This is a genomic window from Collinsella aerofaciens, from assembly GCF_032584215.1.
GTDB lineage: Bacteria > Actinomycetota > Coriobacteriia > Coriobacteriales > Coriobacteriaceae > Collinsella.
In genome coordinates, this window is record NZ_JAWHPN010000020.1 from 1 (window position 1) to 18,413 (window position 18,413).

16 protein-coding genes are annotated in these 18,413 nt (G+C 57.8%); 13 read left to right on the top strand and 3 right to left on the bottom strand.

Going from position 1 to position 18,413, the window contains the following annotated elements:
- Positions 1-3 precede the first annotated feature (3 nt).
- Entirely contained in the window at positions 4-87 is an 84-nt protein-coding gene (locus RX395_RS10265; RefSeq protein WP_226812472.1) for an IS3 family transposase, read from the top strand.
- Positions 88-259: 172 nt separating this feature from the next.
- On the opposite strand, the gene RX395_RS06835 is transcribed toward RX395_RS10265, so the two are convergent.
- Both RX395_RS06835 and RX395_RS06840 read right to left on the bottom strand, forming a co-directional pair.
- Positions 260-862 (bottom strand): Type 1 glutamine amidotransferase-like domain-containing protein, encoded by a 603-nt coding sequence (locus RX395_RS06835; protein WP_316366442.1) that lies wholly within the window; start codon positions 860-862, stop codon positions 260-262.
- 513 nt (positions 863-1,375) lie between these two features.
- The gene (locus RX395_RS06840) at positions 1,376-2,458 is read right to left on the bottom strand and encodes an iron-containing alcohol dehydrogenase family protein (RefSeq protein WP_316366444.1); all 1,083 of its coding nucleotides are present in this window, start codon (positions 2,456-2,458) and stop codon (positions 1,376-1,378) included.
- A gap of 511 nt (positions 2,459-2,969) precedes the next feature.
- On the opposite strand from RX395_RS06840, the gene ileS reads away from it, so the two are divergent.
- The 11 genes from ileS (at position 2,970) to RX395_RS06895 (ending at position 15,302) form a co-directional block, all read left to right on the top strand.
- Positions 2,970-5,747 carry an isoleucine--tRNA ligase gene (gene ileS / locus RX395_RS06845; RefSeq protein ID WP_394815232.1) on the top strand — a complete coding sequence of 926 codons (2,778 nt, stop codon included), beginning with the start codon at positions 2,970-2,972 and terminating at the stop codon, positions 5,745-5,747.
- A 468-nt stretch (positions 5,748-6,215) separates the two neighbouring features.
- Positions 6,216-6,743 (top strand): signal peptidase II, encoded by a 528-nt coding sequence (lspA, locus tag RX395_RS06850; RefSeq protein ID WP_316366448.1) that lies wholly within the window; start codon positions 6,216-6,218, stop codon positions 6,741-6,743.
- Entirely contained in the window at positions 6,743-7,756 is a 1,014-nt protein-coding gene (locus RX395_RS06855; protein ID WP_316366450.1) for an RluA family pseudouridine synthase, read from the top strand. Before lspA ends, RX395_RS06855 begins: the two co-directional genes overlap by 1 nt.
- A gap of 82 nt (positions 7,757-7,838) precedes the next feature.
- Positions 7,839-9,134, top strand: a complete 1,296-nt coding sequence (locus tag RX395_RS06860) for a glycosyltransferase family 2 protein (protein WP_022094595.1) — start codon at positions 7,839-7,841, stop codon at positions 9,132-9,134.
- A gap of 81 nt (positions 9,135-9,215) precedes the next feature.
- Positions 9,216-9,638 carry a prepilin peptidase gene (locus RX395_RS06865; protein ID WP_316366452.1) on the top strand — a complete coding sequence of 141 codons (423 nt, stop codon included), beginning with the start codon at positions 9,216-9,218 and terminating at the stop codon, positions 9,636-9,638.
- Between the two features lie 31 nt (positions 9,639-9,669).
- The gene (locus RX395_RS06870; RefSeq protein ID WP_316366454.1) at positions 9,670-10,917 is read left to right on the top strand and encodes a deoxyguanosinetriphosphate triphosphohydrolase family protein; all 1,248 of its coding nucleotides are present in this window, start codon (positions 9,670-9,672) and stop codon (positions 10,915-10,917) included.
- 60 nt (positions 10,918-10,977) lie between these two features.
- Positions 10,978-12,327, top strand: a complete 1,350-nt coding sequence (locus RX395_RS06875; protein ID WP_316366456.1) for a replication-associated recombination protein A — start codon at positions 10,978-10,980, stop codon at positions 12,325-12,327.
- 100 nt (positions 12,328-12,427) lie between these two features.
- Positions 12,428-13,015: a hypothetical protein gene (locus RX395_RS06880; RefSeq protein WP_316366457.1), complete on the top strand. Its 588-nt coding sequence runs from the start codon at positions 12,428-12,430 to the stop codon at positions 13,013-13,015.
- Complete coding sequence (locus RX395_RS06885) at positions 13,008-13,385, top strand: ATP-binding protein (protein ID WP_316366459.1); 378 nt, start codon at positions 13,008-13,010, stop codon at positions 13,383-13,385. Before RX395_RS06880 ends, RX395_RS06885 begins: the two co-directional genes overlap by 8 nt.
- A 1-nt stretch (position 13,386) precedes the next feature.
- Complete coding sequence (locus tag RX395_RS06890; protein ID WP_316366461.1) at positions 13,387-14,178, top strand: RNA polymerase sigma factor SigF; 792 nt, start codon at positions 13,387-13,389, stop codon at positions 14,176-14,178.
- Entirely contained in the window at positions 14,175-15,302 is a 1,128-nt protein-coding gene (locus RX395_RS06895; protein WP_316366463.1) for an AI-2E family transporter, read from the top strand. The genes RX395_RS06890 and RX395_RS06895 overlap by 4 nt, the downstream gene beginning before the upstream one ends.
- Positions 15,303-15,308: 6 nt before the next feature.
- On the opposite strand, the gene RX395_RS06900 is transcribed toward RX395_RS06895, so the two are convergent.
- Positions 15,309-15,548, bottom strand: a complete 240-nt coding sequence (locus RX395_RS06900; RefSeq protein WP_316366464.1) for a hypothetical protein — start codon at positions 15,546-15,548, stop codon at positions 15,309-15,311.
- A 194-nt stretch (positions 15,549-15,742) separates the two neighbouring features.
- On the opposite strand from RX395_RS06900, the gene alaS reads away from it, so the two are divergent.
- A complete protein-coding gene (alaS, locus tag RX395_RS06905) occupies positions 15,743-18,400 on the top strand; it encodes an alanine--tRNA ligase (RefSeq protein WP_316366466.1) in 2,658 nt (885 codons plus the stop codon).
- The last annotated feature ends 13 nt before the right edge of the window (positions 18,401-18,413 follow it).

An 18,413-nucleotide genomic window follows, 5' to 3' on the forward strand; every position in this document is an offset into this window, starting at 1 on the left:
TACATAGAGCTCTATTACAATAGGGTGCGCATGCATTCCACCCTGGGCTACATGTCTCCAGTGGAATACGAGCGGCAATACGCTTGATGGTCCTTAAAAGAAAGTCCAGTTTATCCTTCCCACTCCACTGGGAAGGGCCACGTAACGGTCCAAGAAATCGTCCGCAGTCCCCATTCTTGCCCCTTTGGGCCGGCTTCTTGTTGGGGCGTGCCTGCCCCAAACCCTGCTAGGAGCGAGTGCAGCAAACTGGAAGTTTAAATTAGTCTTTGCAAATAACCTTTGAACCTTCACCATCAATTACAATTCCCTGACGATTGTTAATTGCGCATAGATTCAAATCCGAAAACTCAGTTATTATTTTCTCGGTAACTTTCTTAAATGGTGCTGTAAGAAAATGCGGAAGAACATAGAAATCAATCAAATTAAGCCCTGCATCATCTTCTTGTGAGTAGTCCTCCGGCTTTTCATCCATTTGCTCGATATATTGGATGCTTGGAGCGCATACAATCGCACCTGCCGATTCACCAATCATCAGTTTTCCCTTTGCCAATTCTTTCTTCAGCAGCTCATCCGTTCCCGTTTTACGGAGCTGGTCTATAAGGAAAAAATAATTTCCGCCGGTAAAATAGATCACATCCGCATCTTCAAAAAGAGACTGTATCGTTGAATAAGCCTCCGTTGAAATATCAATTTCAGTTACAATTGCTCCCAACTTTTTGAATAATTTTCGAGCCGAGCCGACATAACCGGTGTAGCCTTCACGCAGCGAAGCTGTTGGAATAAATGCGACTTTTTTATTTTCAATTTCTTCCTTTATCAGACTTCCTACATTTGAAAAGTGCGAACATAAAAACATTTTCATCAATATTCTCCTTTATATATAATTTCATATTTGTTGAACTAAGCCGTGTATACCATACTCACCAATGAAAGAACGCCCTGATATAGCGTAATTTGCTGTTTTCCTGCGTACGTGCGTACACACTCCACAGGAATTCTAAGGGCCCTGCCCCCTTAGCACACGGACTTTGGAACAAAGTCTAGTGTGTTACGCCTTGCCAGAGGTGTACAGGCTCCCGGTACGCACGTACGCAGCAATTGCCATCAATGCGCCATATAAGTGGCGATCAAGTTCGCATAAAGCGACCTTGGTTCCGCAAAACAAAAGGCAGGATACCATCACCACGATGGTACTCTGCCTCTGTTCGTTTCTGTTTACCGTTCCGAGTGGTCCTTCCGCAGAATTACCGATAAACAAATAACGTACCCGGACCCTTTCTCGTATAGAATCGGGTTCGAGTGCGAACTGAATGTTGGAGCAATAAAAAACCACCACAAAGGTGCCTGTCCCCTTTGTGGTGGTTTTGGGTTAGTGCTAGAGGGTGTGGCCGTAGGCGTTGGCGGCCTTGATGGCGGCGGCGAATTTCTCGTCGGTGAAGGGCTCGGGGTTGCCCTGCTTCCACTCGTTGGTGGCGTGCGCGTACTCGCACAGGGCCGGGATATCGGACTCGGAAAGCCCGACCTGCTCAAGCGTCACGGGCAGGCCCATCTGCTTGTTAAAGGCCGCGTAGCGCTCAAGGTTCTCGGTATCGCCCGTATAGGCGAACAGCACGAGCACGCCCAGGCTCACGACTTCGCCGTGCAGGTAGGTGCCCTCGCGCGGAATGCTGCATGTGGCGTTGTAGAATGCGTGCGCCACGCTTGAGTTGTAGTAGTAATCGTTCTGGTTCGTCAGGTTCGAGACATAGCCCGTATTGACCACGATATCGAGTGCGATTTGCTTGACAGCCTCGCTCGACAGGTCCTGGCGCACGTCCTCAAGACCCTGGACGCCATAGGTAAACAGCGGCTCGGAGCAGGTGTGGGCAAGCGCCAGGCCAAGACCGGCGGTGTGCTCCAAATTACCGGCGCTCGTTGCGTACTCGACCTCGGGCTGCTTGGACAGGGCATCGCCCACGCCGGCCCAGAAGTACTCCGCCGGAGCCTCGGCGATGATCTTGGGGTTGATGAAGATGTGCGCCGGTCGGTTGGGGTACGAATATCCCTCGAGCGAGCCGTCGTCGTTGTACACGACGGCAATGGCGGTCGCGGCGGAGCAGTTGGAACAGATCGTCGGGACAGTGAAGACGATCTTCTTGAGCTCGATGGCCGCCGTCTTGACGGTGTCGAGCGCCTTGCCGCCGCCGCAGGCGATAAGAACATCAGCCTCCTGGCAGGCAGGGGAGTTCACGACCTTGGCGATATTGGCACGCGTACTGTTGGTGCCATAGACGCGCGTCTCCAGGACCTCGACATCGGTACCTTCAAGTGCCGCCTCGATTCCCGGCAGCGCCGCAGCCAGGGCTCGCTTGCCGCCAATGATGGCGACTTTCTTCGCGCCGTACTCCGCCAGTGCAGTTGACAGCTCGGTAAAGCAATCCTCGCCAACGGTGTAGTCGCTCATTCCAATCGTGCGCATAGCAACCTTCTTTCGTTCGATAAAGTGCTTTCAGGTATTTTGCTCCTAGAGAAGGGCTGTAATAGCGAGAAATTTCGAACGTATAAAACCAGTGTTGAGGGTTTTTCGCCGGCGCGGAACGTGCTAGCATACTCCGCATAAGCGTTGATGGGGACGAGTAGTCGGCCGTCCGCATGCTACAGAGAGCGGGGAGCGCTGAGAACCCGTGCATGCGACCGATGAAAATCACCCCGGAGCTGCGGTCCCAACGGACGTGCCGCGCAGGTTCGTCTTAGTAGACATCGCCGAGATGGTCGTCGATACAGGCCAGCCGAGTAACGGATGCGAGCGCGCGAATACGCGGGCGAGGGCATCTAAGCTGGGTGGTTAAGCGAAGAGCTTTTGCGGGCGTGCAGCCCGTTTTGTGGCGCTTCGTCCCAGCTTGCAGGGACGGGCGCTTTTTTTGGTGCCCAACGGGCGTGCGCGCCCACGACATGAAAGGGGTACCGTGGCAAACGAGTACAAGCAGACGATGAATCTGCCCAAGACCGGTTTTCCCATGCGTGCCGGTCTTTCCAAGTCCGAGCCCAAGCGACTCAAGGACTGGCAGGACAACAAGGTCTACGAGCAGGTTCTGAAGAAGAACGAGGGTCACAAGAAGTTCGTGCTGCACGACGGTCCTCCGTACGCCAACGGTCCGATCCACATCGGCCATGCCATGAACAAGATTTCCAAGGACATGATCAACCGTTACTGGATGATGCAGGGCTGCGAAGTTCCCTATGTCCCCGGTTGGGACTGCCACGGTCAGCCGATCGAGCACAAGGTCGAGGAGAAGCTCGGCACCGAGAAGTTCAACCAGACCTCCACGGCTAAGATCCGTGAGCTTTGCAACAAGTTCGCTGTCGAGAACATCGAGCTGCAGAAGGCCGGCTTCCGTCGCCTGGGCGTTCTTGGCGACTGGGACAACCCCTACCTGACGCTCTATCACCAGCATGACGCTGCCGACATCGAGGTCTTCAAGGCCATGTTCGATAAGGGTATGATCTATCGCGGTCACAAGCCCGTCCATTGGTGCAAGCATTGCCACACCGCGCTGGCCGAGGCCGAGATCGAGTACTCCGACGAGACGAGCCCGTCCATCTTCGTGCGCTTTGAGATGACTTCCAAGCCCGCCGGCCTCGAGAACTTCGACGGCCCGGTCGACTTTATCATCTGGACGACCACGCCGTGGACCATCCCCTCCGACCAGGCCGTTTCCCTTAAGCCCGGCGCCGCCTATGTCGCCGTTGAGCACGAGGGTCGTGCCGAGGTCATGCTCGAGGACCTGGCTCCCAAGTGCTGCGAGGAGTTTGGCTGGGAGTACACCCCGGTTATGGTCGACGGCAAGCCCTATGTGGTTCCCGCCGAGACCTTCCACCACATCCACTACAAGCAGCCGATCTTTGACGGTGTCGAGGGTGTGGCGCTGCTGGCCGATTACGTCGGTGTCGATGACGGTACCGGTATCGTCCACAACTCGCCCGGCCACGGCGTCGACGACTACTTTGCCTGCCTCAAGGAGGGCATCACCGACATCTGCATGCCGGTCGATGACGACGGCAAGTTCTACACCGGCGAGGAGTTTGGTACCGGCGGCCCCTTCAGCGGCATGGATACCGACGAGGCCAACCCGCATATCATCGAGTTCCTGCGCGAGCGCGGCACCCTGGTCCTCGAGAAGAATATCACGCACAGCTATCCGCACTGCTGGCGCTGCAAGCACCCGGTGCTCTTCCGTGCTACCGACCAGTGGTTCGTCTCGATGGACAAGACGGGTCTGCGTGAGCAGGCTGGCAAGGAGGTCCGCGAGAACGTCAAGTGGTATCCGGCCCATGCCGCCAACCGCATTGGCGCCATGGTCGAGCAACGCCCTGACTGGTGCATCAGCCGCCAGCGCAACTGGGGCGTGCCTATCCCCAGCTACACTTGCGCCGACTGCGGCGAGAAGGTCATGAACGACGCCACGCTCGACGCCGTCATCAAGCTCTTCCACGAGAAGGGCTCCGACGCCTGGTTCACCGACGCTCCCGAGAGCTATCTGGGTGAGGCCTGCGTCTGCCCCAAGTGTGGCGGCCATCACCTCAAGGCCGATAAGGACATCCTCGACGTGTGGTGGGATTCCGGCGTGTCCTGGAAGGCCGTCTGCGAGTATCGACCCGAGCTTGAGTACCCGGCTGACGTGTATCTCGAGGGCTCCGACCAGCATCGCGGTTGGTTCCAGAGCTCGCTGCTCACCTCGGTGGGTGCCAACGGCCATGCTCCGTACAAGGCGGTCGTCTCGCAGGGCTTCACGCTCGATGGCCAGGGCCGCAAGATGTCCAAGTCGCTCGGCAATGTCATCGACCCCAATAAGGTCTGTGACGAGATGGGCGCCGACATCATCCGCCTGTGGGTTGCTTCCGTTGACACCAGCTCCGACGTGTCCATCGACCACGAGATTCTTGCCCGTACGTCCGATGCCTACCGTCGTTTCCGCAACACGTTGCGCTTCCTGCTTTCCGAGCTCGAGGGCCAGTTTGAGCCCGAGACCGACGGTGTCGCCTTTGCCGACCTGCTGCCGCTCGACAAGCTCATGGTTGCCCGTCTGACCCAGGTTCAGGCCGAGGTCGACGACGCTTACTCTTGCTACGAGTTCCCGCGCGCTTACCGTGCGCTTTATGACTTCGTGGTTACCGAGCTTTCCAACGTGTACCTCGACGCCCTGAAGGATCGCCTGTACTGCGACAAGCCCGGCTCGCTCGAGCGCCGCAGCGCCCAGACCGTGCTGGCCGAGCTCTTCTCGATGCTCATGCGCGATCTGCAGCCGATTTTGTCCTACACCGTCGACGAGGCCATGGCCTATGCGCCTGCCGGCTGCGTCGACCACCAGAAGTACGCCGCGCTGCTCGATTGGTACAAGTCGCCCATCACGGTCGACGAGGCCAATGAGTTTGAGGGCGTGCTCGAGGCTTCGCTCGAGCTCCGTAGCGCCGTGACCAAGGCCCTTGAGGATGCCCGTTCTGCAGGCACCTTCACCAAGAGCCAGCAGGTCCGCGTCAAGGCGGTCGTTCCCGCCGAGATGTACGCGCTGCTGACCGGCGACAAAGCCGTCGACCTGGCCGAGTTCTACATCGTCTCCGATGTTGAGCTGACTCAGGGCGAGGAACTCTCCGTTGCCATTGAGGCTGCCGAGGGCGAGTGCTGCGACCGTTGCTGGAACTACCGCACCACCGTTGGCGAGTACAACGGCCACGCACATATCTGTAAGCGCTGCGCTGATGCGCTGTAGGTTACGGCGTTCGTAGAACGCCGTAACCTACCGACGCTGCAAACGCCCCTAAGCGGCAATCTGACGTTCAATCGTCGGTCGCGTACCAAAATACGCTTCCCTCCTCTTTCACGTCACCTTGCTCGCTTAGGGACGTTTTCGCTGTTGGCGACGGTAATGCGGCGTTTCTATGGACCTAGTCGTTGGGGACGTTCTTAAACGACTAGTCAAACAAGAACGTCCCCAACGACTACCTGTGTCATATTCAAGCGGCATTCTGTTTTTCGGAATGCCGCTTTCTTTTATGCTGGTTATTTATCTGGCGTTAGCGAATATGTCGTGCGCTCTGCGTGTGGCAATATAAGATGGTTAATTGCGTTAAACGGAATTCGATTGTTCTGAGGGTAGGGGATTTCTTTGGGTCGTACTGGGGATATGACGCCGCCTTTGCGTTGGCGGTTGGGTGTTGCTGGTGGGGTGGCGCTGGTTGTGCTGCTTGTTGACCAGTTGACCAAGCTTGCGGTTCGTGCCGTGGGCGATGCACTGCATGTGACCGTCATCCCCGGCGTGATCGACTTCCTGTTTGTCCGCAATATCGGTGCTGCCTTTAGCATGGGCGAGGGGCATGGCATCGCATTTGCCGTGCTGGCGCTGGCGGTCATTGTCGCCATTGCCGTGTACTTGCTCCGTGCGCCTCAGCTCGCTCGTCTTGAGGTTGTGGGCATGGCCATGGTTGCGGGCGGCGCCATCGGCAACGCGATCGATCGCCTTGTCTTTGGCTTCGTGACCGATTTTATCGCCACCACGTTCATCGATTTTCCCGTCTTTAACGTTGCTGATATCGGCATTACGGTCGGCGTCGTGCTGGCGCTCATTGGTTACATGTTCTTGAGTCCCGCCGCTCGCGAGGTCGATGCGACTGCCGAGCTCAACGCCCGTGACGAGGCCCGCGCCAAACGCAAAGCCAAGCAGCGTGGGGAGCGTGCCCGCAAGATTCGCGAAAGGAATGAGCGCTAATGGCCGACATCCATATTCTCGTTGCCGACGATTCCGCTGGTCAGCGTCTTGACGCCTATCTGGGCGCCAACGATGGCTGTCCCACGCGCTCTGCCTGTGCGCATCTGATCGAGGGCGGTGCCGTCGCCGTCAACGGCGAGACCTGCCTGTCAAAAAAGTATGCCGTGCGCTCCGGTGACCGCATCTCGGTCGACCTGCCCGAGCCGCACGATCCGACTGACGTGATTCCCGAGGCCATCCCGCTCGACATTCGCTATGAGGATGACTATCTCATTGTGCTCTCCAAGCAGCGCGGGCTGGTATGCCATCCCGCCCACGGCCACGAGAGCGGCACGCTTGCGAACGCTTTGGTCTACCATTGCGGTATCGATCATCTTGGTACCGTGCAGGGTGAGGACCGCCCCGGCATCGTGCATCGCCTGGATCGCGATACCTCGGGCCTTATGCTCGCGGCAAAAGACGACGACACCCAGCGCGCGCTTCAGAATCTCATCCGCACGCGCACGCTCGACCGTCGCTATATCACGCTCGTTCACGGTCACATCGCCATGGACGAGGGCACTATCAACACCGGTATCGCCCGATCGACGCGCGACCGCGTCAAGATGGCGGTTTCCGATGACCCCTTTGCGCGTCAGGCCATCACGACCTTCAAGGTGCTCGAGCGCTTTGATTCCACGCGTTTCGACGACGGCTACACGCTCGTCGAGTGCCACCTGTTTACCGGCCGCACGCATCAGATTCGCGTGCATATGCGCCATATCAACCACGCCTGCGTGGGCGATCCGCTCTACGGTAAGTGCGATGCGCGCGCCGATCAGGGCCTGACCAGGCAGTTCCTCCATTCTTGGCGCGTGGCGTTCGACCACCCCGTGACGGGGGAGCGCATTGAGTGCCGTGACGAGCTTCCGTGGGATCTTGCGGCGGTTCTGGATGATCTGGCCCCGCGCTCGCTCGGTCGCACGGCCGTTGGAGATGAAATCGTTCCGCAGCTCGGTCTTCTCGAAGCCTAGCCAGTATTAGGTGGTTTCTTGAACTCGGTAAGCCTGCGGTAAGATATACGGTTGTTTACGTAACGCGTTGCTGGGAGCCTGCATGCTCGCCTTTTTACAAACCAACACACCCATCGTGATCTTCAACCAGATTGTCGTCACGCTGCTCACGGTCTGTTTTCTGTACCAGGTGGTCTTCTTTGTCATTGGCGCTCTTCGTGGTGAGGTCGCGCCCCCCAAGGCCAAAAAGCTCCATCGTTATGCCTTCTTTATCGCGGCGCATAACGAGGAGGCCGTGATCGCCAACCTTGTTCGCTCCATCAAGGATCAGGATTATCCGTCCGAGCTTATCGAGGTCTTCGTGGTCGCCGATGCCTGCACCGACAACACGGCGCAGCTCGCGCGCGAGGCGGGTGCCATCGTTTATGAGCGCAACGACCTGGCCCGCAAGGGTAAGAGCTGGGTCATGGACTTTGGTTTTGATCGCATTCTTAACGAGTATCCCGACACGTTCGAGGGCTACTTTATCTTCGATGCCGATAACGTTATCTCCCGCGATTACGTGTCCAAGATGAACGATGCCTTTGACCAGGGATTCCATGTGGTCACGAGCTATCGTAACTCCAAGAACTTTGGCAGCTCGTGGATCTCGGCGGCTAATGCCACGTGGTATCTGCGCGAGGCGCGCTTTCTCAACAACGCGCGCAACATCTGCAAGACGTCTTGCGCCGTCTCGGGTTCGGGCTACCTCATCTCCGCCAGTGTCATCGAGGGCATGCACGGTTGGCAGTTCCACACGCTGACCGAGGACATCCAGTTCACCACGTTCTGCGCCATTCACGGCATTCGCATTGGCTATGCGCCGGCGGAGTTCTTTGACGAGCAGCCGGTGACGTTTAAGGCGTCCTGGAAACAGCGCATGCGCTGGACCAAGGGCTTCTACCAGGTCTTTTTTACCTATGGCAAGCACCTGGTCAAATCGACCTTCCGCTATCATCGCTTTGCCGCCTACGACATGTTTATGACCATCGCCCCGGGTATGCTGCTATCGCTGATCTCGATGCTCGCCAATGCGACGTTCCTGATCGTGGGCGGTCTTTCGCACGGCTTCTTGGCTACCGAAGTCGAGATGCAGGCTTGTGCCGCCTCGCTTATCATGACGTTCGCGATGATGTACCAGACCTTCTTTATCTTGGCGCTGCTTACGACCATCTTTGAGTACAAGCACATTCACTGTGCTCAAAAGTGGCGCCTGGTGACCAACCTGTTTACCTTCCCGATCTTTATGTTCAGCTATATCCCCATCACGGTGGCAGCGCTGTTCCTGAAGGTCGACTGGGTTCCTACCCAGCATGCCGTAAACGTCACCCTCGACGAGGTCATGCAAGGCGCCAAATAACCACTACCAAAACCGCCACAAAGGGGACAGGCACCTTTGTGGCGGTTTTTGCTTTTGAGCAGCTGTTCATGGAGGTGCACGATGTTCTACATCCCATTTTGGATCTGCGCCTTTGCCGGTGCGGCGATTGATGTCTGCGAGCGGCGGTTTCCCAATGAGCTTGCCGGTGCGTGTGCGGTGGCGGCGTTTGCAGGTGTTTGCCTCGACAGGGGCGTTAGCACGGCACTTGACCACGCCGGTCTTGCAGTCATCGTCTACCTTGGCCTTGTGCTTACCGAGTCGCTCTGGCGTAGAGTTCGCCACGCTCCTGGCATTGGCATGGGGGACGTCAAGGCACTCTTTGCCCTTTGTACCTTCGATCCCCTGGGCGGCGTTGTCGCGTTTGCGGTTGCGCTCCTGACCCTTGCCGTCGCTTGCCTCATCGCAAAATCACGCTCCCTGCCATTGCTCCCATTTTTGGTGCCGATTTTTGCCATAATCGAGGTTGTGGGCTGCACTTTGTAACCGATTGCGCATCCTTCTTAAGGAGCATGCCATGGCAACTAATCAAGAAACGGCCGTCATTAAGGCGCGCATGGACCGTATTCCCTCGGCGTTGTCGCCCGAACTTGTCGAGCGCATTGCCGCCGATCGTGCTTCGGGCTATGTCAACCTGTATCGTTGCAACGACGATCAGGTCATTCGTCGAATTGATCGCGCCGCCGACAAAGGCACGCTTATGCGTCCGGCGTTTATGCGCGATACCGAAAAGATACTTCATCTTCCGGCGTACACCCGTTATGCAGGCAAAACGCAGGTCTTTAGCTTCCGTAGCAATGACGATCTGTCACGCCGCGGTTTGCACGTGCAGCTCGTCTCCCGCATTGCGCGCGATATCGGTCGCGCCCTGGGGCTCAATTGCGATCTGATCGAGGCGATTGGCCTGGGTCACGACTTGGGACACACGCCTTTCGGCCATGCCGGCGAGCGCTTCCTCAACGATATCTATCATGAGCGTACGGGGCGTTATTTTTTCCATAACGTGCAGTCGGTCCGCGTGCTCGACACGCTGTACGGCCGCAACGTGTCTCTCCAGACGCTCGACGGCGTGCTATGCCATAACGGTGAGTACGAGCAGCGTGTGTTTGAGCTCTCGGACATGAGCTCCTTTGACCAGTTTGACCAGACGGTTGAGGATTGCATTGCCACGGGATATAGCGCAATTGAGCATCTGCGTCCCATGACGCTCGAGGGCTGCGTCGTTCGCATCTCGGATATTCTTGCCTACGTCGGTCGTGACCGTCAGGATGCGATCGCGGCGGGCCTGCTGTCACCTGACGCTTTTGATGATGGCCGGGGCGGTGCCTACAACAGTTGGATCCTTACGCACGCTTCCATCGATATCGTGGAGCATAGCTATGGTAAGCCGCGCATCGAGATGAGCGAGGACCTGTTTGAGGAGATCCGCCGGGCCAAGCGCGAGAACTACGAGAAGATCTATAGCAAGGGCGGTATCGAAGGCGACTCCGAGGCGGAGCTGCGCGAAGCCTTCGAAAAGCTTTACGACCGTTGCCTGCAGGATATAAACGAAGGTGACGAGTCCTCGTATATCTTTAAACACCACATTTCTCGCATCGAGCAGCAGCTTTCCTACTACGATCGCGCCTATGCCTGGCAGAACGATAAGGACCAGGCGGTCGTGGATTACATTGCGAGCATGACGGACGGTTATTTCTGCGAGCTCACGAGCAAGCTGTTTCCGGGATTGAAGTTTCCGCACCGTACCTATATTAACGAACGGTAGTTCGTATAAATTCGGTATACTGTTAGCGGAAAACGTTTTTGATTGATACACGGGATGGCTATGGACGACCTTTTTTCTGCTTCGACGCGCGAGCGTTCCTTTCAGAATGCGCCGCTTGCGGTGCGTATGCGCCCCAATTCGCTCGACGAGTATGTGGGCCAGCAAAAGGCCGTCGGTAAGGGCTCATGGTTGCGTGCCGCGATCGAGCACGACGTGCTTTCGAGCGTGATTCTGTACGGGCCTGCCGGTACGGGTAAGACGACGCTGGCCCATATTATCGCCAACCATACCAAGAGCGAGTTTGTCGAAGTCAGCGCCGTCACGGGTACCGTGAAGGACCTGCGTCGTGTGATCGACGAGGCAAAGACACGCCTGAATACGTATGACCGTCGCACCATCCTGTTTATCGACGAGATTCATCGCTTTTCGAAGTCACAACAGGATGCATTGCTGCATGCGGTTGAGAACCGTACCGTCATTATGATTGGCGCTACGACGGAGAATCCGTACTTCGAGGTCAACTCGGCACTGTTGTCGCGTGGGCGTGTGGTGGAACTTGAGCATCTGAAGGATGAGGATATCGCCACGCTTATTGAACGTGCGCTTGAGGCACCACATGGTCTGAACGGTAAGTTCTCGGCCGATGAGGATACGGTCAAGACCATTTGTATGCTGGCCGCGGGTGATGCACGCTCGGCCTTGACGACACTTGAGCTGGCGAGCGAGATTGCCGTCACGCGTCCCGATACCGAGGGGACGCCTGCGCCGGCGGCGGGGGAGCGCTATCCCATCACCGTGGATGACGTAAAGATTGCCAATCCGCGTCGCGGCTTTACGTATGACAAAAACGGCGACATGCACTACGACATCATCAGTGCGTTCATCAAGTCCATGCGCGGTAGCGACCCCGATGCCACGGTCTACTGGCTTGCGCGCATGATCGATGCAGGGGAGGATCCTAAGTTTATCGCCCGTCGCATTATGATTCATGCCTCTGAGGACGTTGGCAACGCTGACCCGCAGGCGCTTTTGGTGGCACATGCCGCGTTTAAGTCTGCAGAGGTCATCGGCTATCCCGAGTGCCGAATTAACCTGGCTCAGGCTGCACTCTATGTGTGCTTGGCGCCAAAATCCAACGCGTGTGAGGCTTCGATCGATGCGGCGTTGGCCGATATCCATTCTAGTGGGCTTCGCGAGGTGCCGAGTTATCTGCGCGATCGCCATCGCCCGGGCAGCGATGAATACGGTGTGTATAAGTATCCACATGATTATCCCGAAGGCTGGGTCGATCAGCGCTATTTGCCCGAGGGACTGGAGCGCGGCGCGTTCTGGCAGCCTGCCGGCCGCGGTTGGGAAGAATGGCGCGTAGAGCAAAGCGAACGCGACCGCAGCGGGAATGCACCGAAGTAGCTGCTGATAATTTTGTCCCACGTTGCTGCTCTTGGCATGTTCGGTCTCCTTTGGGGTACCATGGAAAGCGTCTGTATTTCGATTCTTCCGGGAGGCTTGTATGAGTCCCATTCAAATCGCCCTGCTGCTGCTCGCCGTTGCCGGCGTGTGGGCCATCGTTGAGCTCGCGCTTACCCTGCGCAAGACCCGCACCGTCGTTGATTCGCTCGATAAGACCGTGAACGATCTCAACAACACCATCGCCGAGGCTCAGCCTGTGGTGGCAAAGCTCGATGGCGCTGTCGATGAGCTTACGCCGGCGCTTGCCCAGATGGAGCCGCTGCTTAAGTCGAGCAAGACGGCAGTTGATGCCCTTACCTCCAATCTCGTAGAGGTCGAAGCCGTGGTTCGCGACATTTCCGAGGTTACGGGCAGCATGGCCGAGGCCAGCAATGCTGTGTCGAGCGTGACCGACTCTGCCGCCGGTGCTGTGCAGAAGCTCTTCAATAAGGTGAAGGCTCCTGCAGCCGACGCCGATCGCAAGCTCGCCGCTGCTGCTGCGGAGGCAGAGCGGCCTACCGAGCGCGTCCTAATTGGCGAGGACGAGGCCGCCGCGGGCGACGGTGATGGTCAGAAGTCTGCATCCAAGCGGGCTCAGTATTACACCTATACACCCTCCGAGACCTCTGAGGAGTCCTGCGATGAGTAGCGAAGCAACCTGCCCCATCACGCTGACCGTTGCCGGCGACCCGCGTCTCGCTCGCCTTGTGCGCATGACGGCAGCCAACGTTGGTGCCCTGTGTTCCATGTCTGTCGATCGCATCGAGGACATCCGCATGGCTGCCGAGGAAGCCTTTATCTTTGGCTGCGCGGCTGTTGATTCCGACGACATCTCAATCAAATTCGATGTCGATGAATCTCACGTTGGCATGACCTTTACCTTTGGCGATCAGGCCACCGTCGACGAGGATGACCAGGCTGCTGTTTATGCCGAGCTTATTTTGGCGAGCGTGTGCGACTCCTACGAAAAGACTGCGGCGCCCCTGACGCTTTCCCTCGACCTCAAGGCGGATATTTAATATGACCGAACGTTCCCGGAGCGGCAAGACCGCTTGGGACAAGGAGAAAACCCGCGAGCTGTTTTGTCGCTACAAGGAGACCGGTGATCCGGACGCCCGCGAGCAGCTCGTCATGTCCCATATGAACCTGGTAAGGTTTCTTGCCAACAAATTTAAGAATCGCGGCGAGCCGCTCGACGACCTCATGCAGGTCGGCTATCTGGGTTTGCTCAAGGCTATCGACCGTTTTGATCCCGAGCGCGGACTCGAGTTCACGACGTTTGCGACACCCACTATCCTGGGCGAGATCAAACGCCATTTCCGCGACAAGGGCTGGAGTGTGCGCGTTCCGCGTCGCCTGCAGGAGCTCTCTGCCAAGGTCAACCAGGCTACTGACAAACTTACCAACGAGCTGCAGCGTTCGCCCAAGGTTGAGGAGATCGCTGAGTATCTAGATGTGACTGTCGATGAGGTCCTCGAGGCTATGGAATCGTCTTCGGCCTATACCTCGGTGCCCATCGAGGCTCCTGGTGCGTCCGATTCCGACGATGCGCCGTCGATTCTCGACCGTTACGCCGACGATGACAACGAGCTCGACTTTACTGATGACCGCCTGGTGATCGAGGAAGCCATCCGCGATTTCTCGCCGCGCGAGCGCGAGGTGATCGAGCTACGCTTTGTGAAGGGCATGACCCAGATCGAGATCGCCAAGAAGCTGGGTATTTCTCAGGTGCAGGTTTCGCGTCTGCTGCGCCGCACGCTTAAGAAGATTCAGGACAAGATCGACCCCGACGGAGTGATGATTCGTTCATGAGTGAGCACCCCCAACAAACCGATCGCGTGCTGCGCGACACCCGCATTCTGACGCTGCGCATTTGGGCTGTTGTCGGCTGCATTGTCATCGCCGCTGTCATCTTTAACCTTATGGGCATCCTGGCACCGGTTATTGAGTTTCTTGCCGTCGGCTCCATCATTGCCTTTGTGATGTCCCCGATCACCAATTGGCTCGAGCACCATGGCGTGAATCGCGGCATCGGTTCGCTTATCGCGCTTATTGTTGTTGTTGCCGTGCTCGTCGGTGTCGTTTGCATCTTGTCGCCGATTCTCTTTGGTCAGATCATGGAAGTCCTGAGCCGCCTGCCCGAGCAGCTTCGTGTTGCAGGTGGCGATCTCAACGAGATGATCTCGCATGCCAAGACGCTCAACAACACGCCGCTCAAGGAGTATTTGGACGATAATCTTTCGTCGCTGGTTGCCGTGGCATCGAAGTATGTGTCTCAGATTGCTGCCGAGCTTGGTCGTGGTGTGTTCCCGCTCATCACCAATACAGCGTCGCAGCTGTTTGTTATCTTCCTTGGCCTGGTGCTTGCCTACTGGATGGCCTGCGACTACCCTCGCATGCACCACGAGATTTGCACCATCATCGGTCAGGAGAAGGAGACCTCGTACCGCTTTATGGTCGCCATTCTTTCTCGCTCTGTCGGCGGCTACATGCGCGGTATGGTCGTGACGTCCATCTGCGGTGGTTTCCTCGCCTTTATCGGTTTTATGATCATCGGCCATCCGTATGCGGCGCTCATGGCTATCTTTACCGGCATCATGCATTTGGTTCCGGTCGTCGGTCCTTGGGTGAGCGCAGCAATCGCCACAGTGCTCGGTTTCATGTTCAGCCCTATGTTGGCGTTATGGACGCTCATCGTGACGATGGTCGCGCAAAACGTCACCGATAACGTGATTTCGCCTAAGGTCATGCAGAGCTCGGTGCAGGTGCATCCCATCATGAGCCTCACGGATAATCCCTGGATCAAGCTCTCGAGTCTGCAGCCGGATTCGACGGGTTTCTTCAAGAACCCCTTTGCCAAGGACGATGACTCCAACTCGGACGACGATACCAAAACCGGTATCGACGGCTCCATGGACGATTCGGATTCTAAATAAGCCCCGTTAGCGTTTCTTAAAGTTGTAAATGACAATAAACGCAAGCAAAGCGATTGATAAGGGGCCGGCTATATAGAAAAAGAGAACGTCAATTGCGCGTAGAGTGCGATAAGCCTTATCGCCGGACATTACTGCATACAATACGTAGCCAAATGCTGGTTGGTTTGCGTACCAGCAGGAGAAGGCCAAGAGCGCTAAAAGTGCTAGTACCAGAAGTGCATTCAGGACAAATCGTTTACTTTTCATCGATCGCTCCTTCCGGGTGACTCTTATATGTAATTCTACAGCAGTCCTTTTTCAAAGGATCGCACAGTACTGAATAACGTGCACTTTCGCTGGAGGGTCGCTGTTTGGCGGCCCTCTTTTTTGCACTTGCGCGGTGGGATGGTAATATCGTTACGTTTGAACTGTTTCGATGTGAAACCGAGGAGATTCCCTCTATGAGTGCTGACTACCCGTCAATGACTACGGCCGAGATCCGCTCCAAGTTCCTCAACTTCTTTGAGGAGCGCGGTCTTAAGCTCTATCCTTCTTCGTCCCTCGTCCCCGACGATCCTTCGCTGCTGCTTGCCAACGCTGGCATGAACCAGTTTAAGGAGTACTACCAGGGCAAGAAGACCATGAAGGAGATCGGCGCGATTTCCTGCCAGAAGTGCGTCCGCACCAACGACATCGATTGCATCGGCGAGGACGGCCGTCACCTGTCCTTCTTTGAGATGCTCGGCGACTTCTCTTTTGGCGGCGTCTCCAAGGAGCAGGCTTGCGCCTGGGCCTTTGAGCTCATCACCAAGGAGTTCAAGCTGCCGCTCGACCGCCTGTACTTTACCGTCTTTACCGAGGACGACGAGACCCACGACGTGTGGCGTTCTCTGGGCGTTGCTGAGGACCACATCTCCCGCCTGGGCGAGGACGACAACTTCTGGGCCGCTGGCCCCACCGGTCCCTGCGGTCCGTGCTCAGAGATCTACTTTGACATGGGCGAGGAGGTCGGCTGCGGCAGCCCCGACTGCAAGCCTGGCTGCGACTGCGACCGCTTCCTGGAGTTCTGGAACCTCGTCTTTACCCAGTACGACCGTCAGGAGGACGGCTCCATGCCGGAGCTGCCGCACCGCAACCTCGATACGGGCATGGGCCTGGAGCGCATGGCCGCCATCATGCAGCACAAGACCGCCAACTACGACGGCGATCTGATGCAGCACCTCATCAAGCTGGGCGAGAAGATTAGCGGCAAGACTTATGACGCCGACGATTACTCTGGCGCCAGCCGCTCCCTGCGTATCATCGCCGACCACTCCCGTGCCGTCGACTTTATGATCTCGGACGGCATCCTCCCCGGTAACGAGGGACGCGAGTACGTCCTTCGCCGCCTGCTCCGCCGCGCCGTGTTCCACGGTCGCCTGTTGGGCATCGAGGGCGCCTTCCTGACCAAGTTTATCGACGAGGTCAACGCTCAGATGGGCGAGGCCTATCCTGAGCTGCTCAAGAACGTCGCGCTCGTCAAGGGTATCGTCGCCTCCGAGGAGGAGCGCTTCTCCACGACGCTCGACAACGGTCGCGTCTACCTGGATGAGGCCCTGGCAGCGCTTGCCGAGGGTGCTGTGCTTCCGGGCGATGTTGCCTTTAAGCTGCACGACACCTTTGGTTTCCCCATCGACCTGACCGTCGAGATCGCCGGCACCGCTGGCCACGATGTCGATATGGACGGCTTCACTGCCTGCATGGAGGACCAGAAGGCCCGCGCCCGCGCCAATGCCAAAGGCGACGCCTGGGGCAGCTTCAACGACGTTTGGGTCGAGCTTTCCGACAAGGTCGCCGCGACTGAGTTCGACGGCTATGACAACGATGTGATCGAGGGCGCCAAGGTTGTTGCCATCGTGCGCAACGGCGAGTCCGTCGAGTCCGCTGCCGCCGGCGAGGACGTCGAGGTCGTTCTCGACCGCACTCCGTTCTATGCCGAGATGGGTGGCCAGCAGGGCGATGCCGGCGAGCTTTCCGCCGAGGGCGTTTCGCTGACCGTTTCCGATACCAAGAACCACAACGGCCTGTATGCTCACGTCGCCCACGTTGCCGAGGGCACGCTGGCCGTCGGTGCTACCGTGACCGCCGCGCTCGACGCCGAGCGCCGTGGCTTCCTGCGCCGCAACCACACCGCCACGCACCTGCTCGACGCCGCCCTTAAGCAGGTCCTGGGCGAGCACGTCTCCCAGGCCGGCTCGCTGGTGACGCCCGAGCACCTGCGCTTTGACTTTACGCACTTCGAGGCCCTGTCCTCCGAGCAGCTTAAGGCTGTCGAGGACCTGGTCAACCAGCAGATCTTCGCTTCCAAGCCGGTCGTGACCCGTGTCATGGGCATCGACGAGGCTAAGGCCGCCGGCGCTGTCGCTCTGTTTGGCGAGAAGTACGGCGATGTCGTCCGCGTCGTCTCCGTGGGCGCCGAGGACCAGCCGTTCTCCCGCGAGCTCTGCGGTGGCACACACGCTGCTAACACCGCCGAGATCGGCCTGTTTAAGATTATTTCCGAGTCCTCCACGGGCTCTAATGTCCGTCGTATCGAGGCCGTGACCTCTAAGGGTGCTCTCGACTATATGGCCGACCGCCTGGCGCTCGTCGACGCCGCCGCCGCTGCGCTCAAGTGCCGCGTAGACGAGGTTCCCGCCCGCGTGGAGAACCTGCAGGCCGAGCTGCGCGAGACGTCCAATAAGCTCAAGAAGGCTCTGACCGGTGGCTCCTCCGACGCCATCTCCAGCGCCATCGAGGGCGCCGTCGAGCTCGACGGCTATAAGCTCGTTGTCGCTGAGCTCCAGGGCCTTGAGGCTGCCGACCTGCGCAACGTATGGGATACCGTGCATCAGAAGGTCGTCGGCCCTGTCGCTTGTGTCGTCGCCAGCGTGACTGAGAAGGGCACTCCGGCCCTGCTCGCTGCCGGCTCCGATGACGCCGTCAAGGCCGGTTTCCACGCCGGTAACGTGATCAAGCAGATCGCGGGTCTGGTCGACGGTCGCGGTGGCGGTCGTCCCAACATGGCCCAGGCCGGTGGCAAGAATGCTGCCGGCATCGCCGATGCCCTCACGGCCGCTAAGACCGCGCTCGGCGCCTAAGAATCTAAGAAGC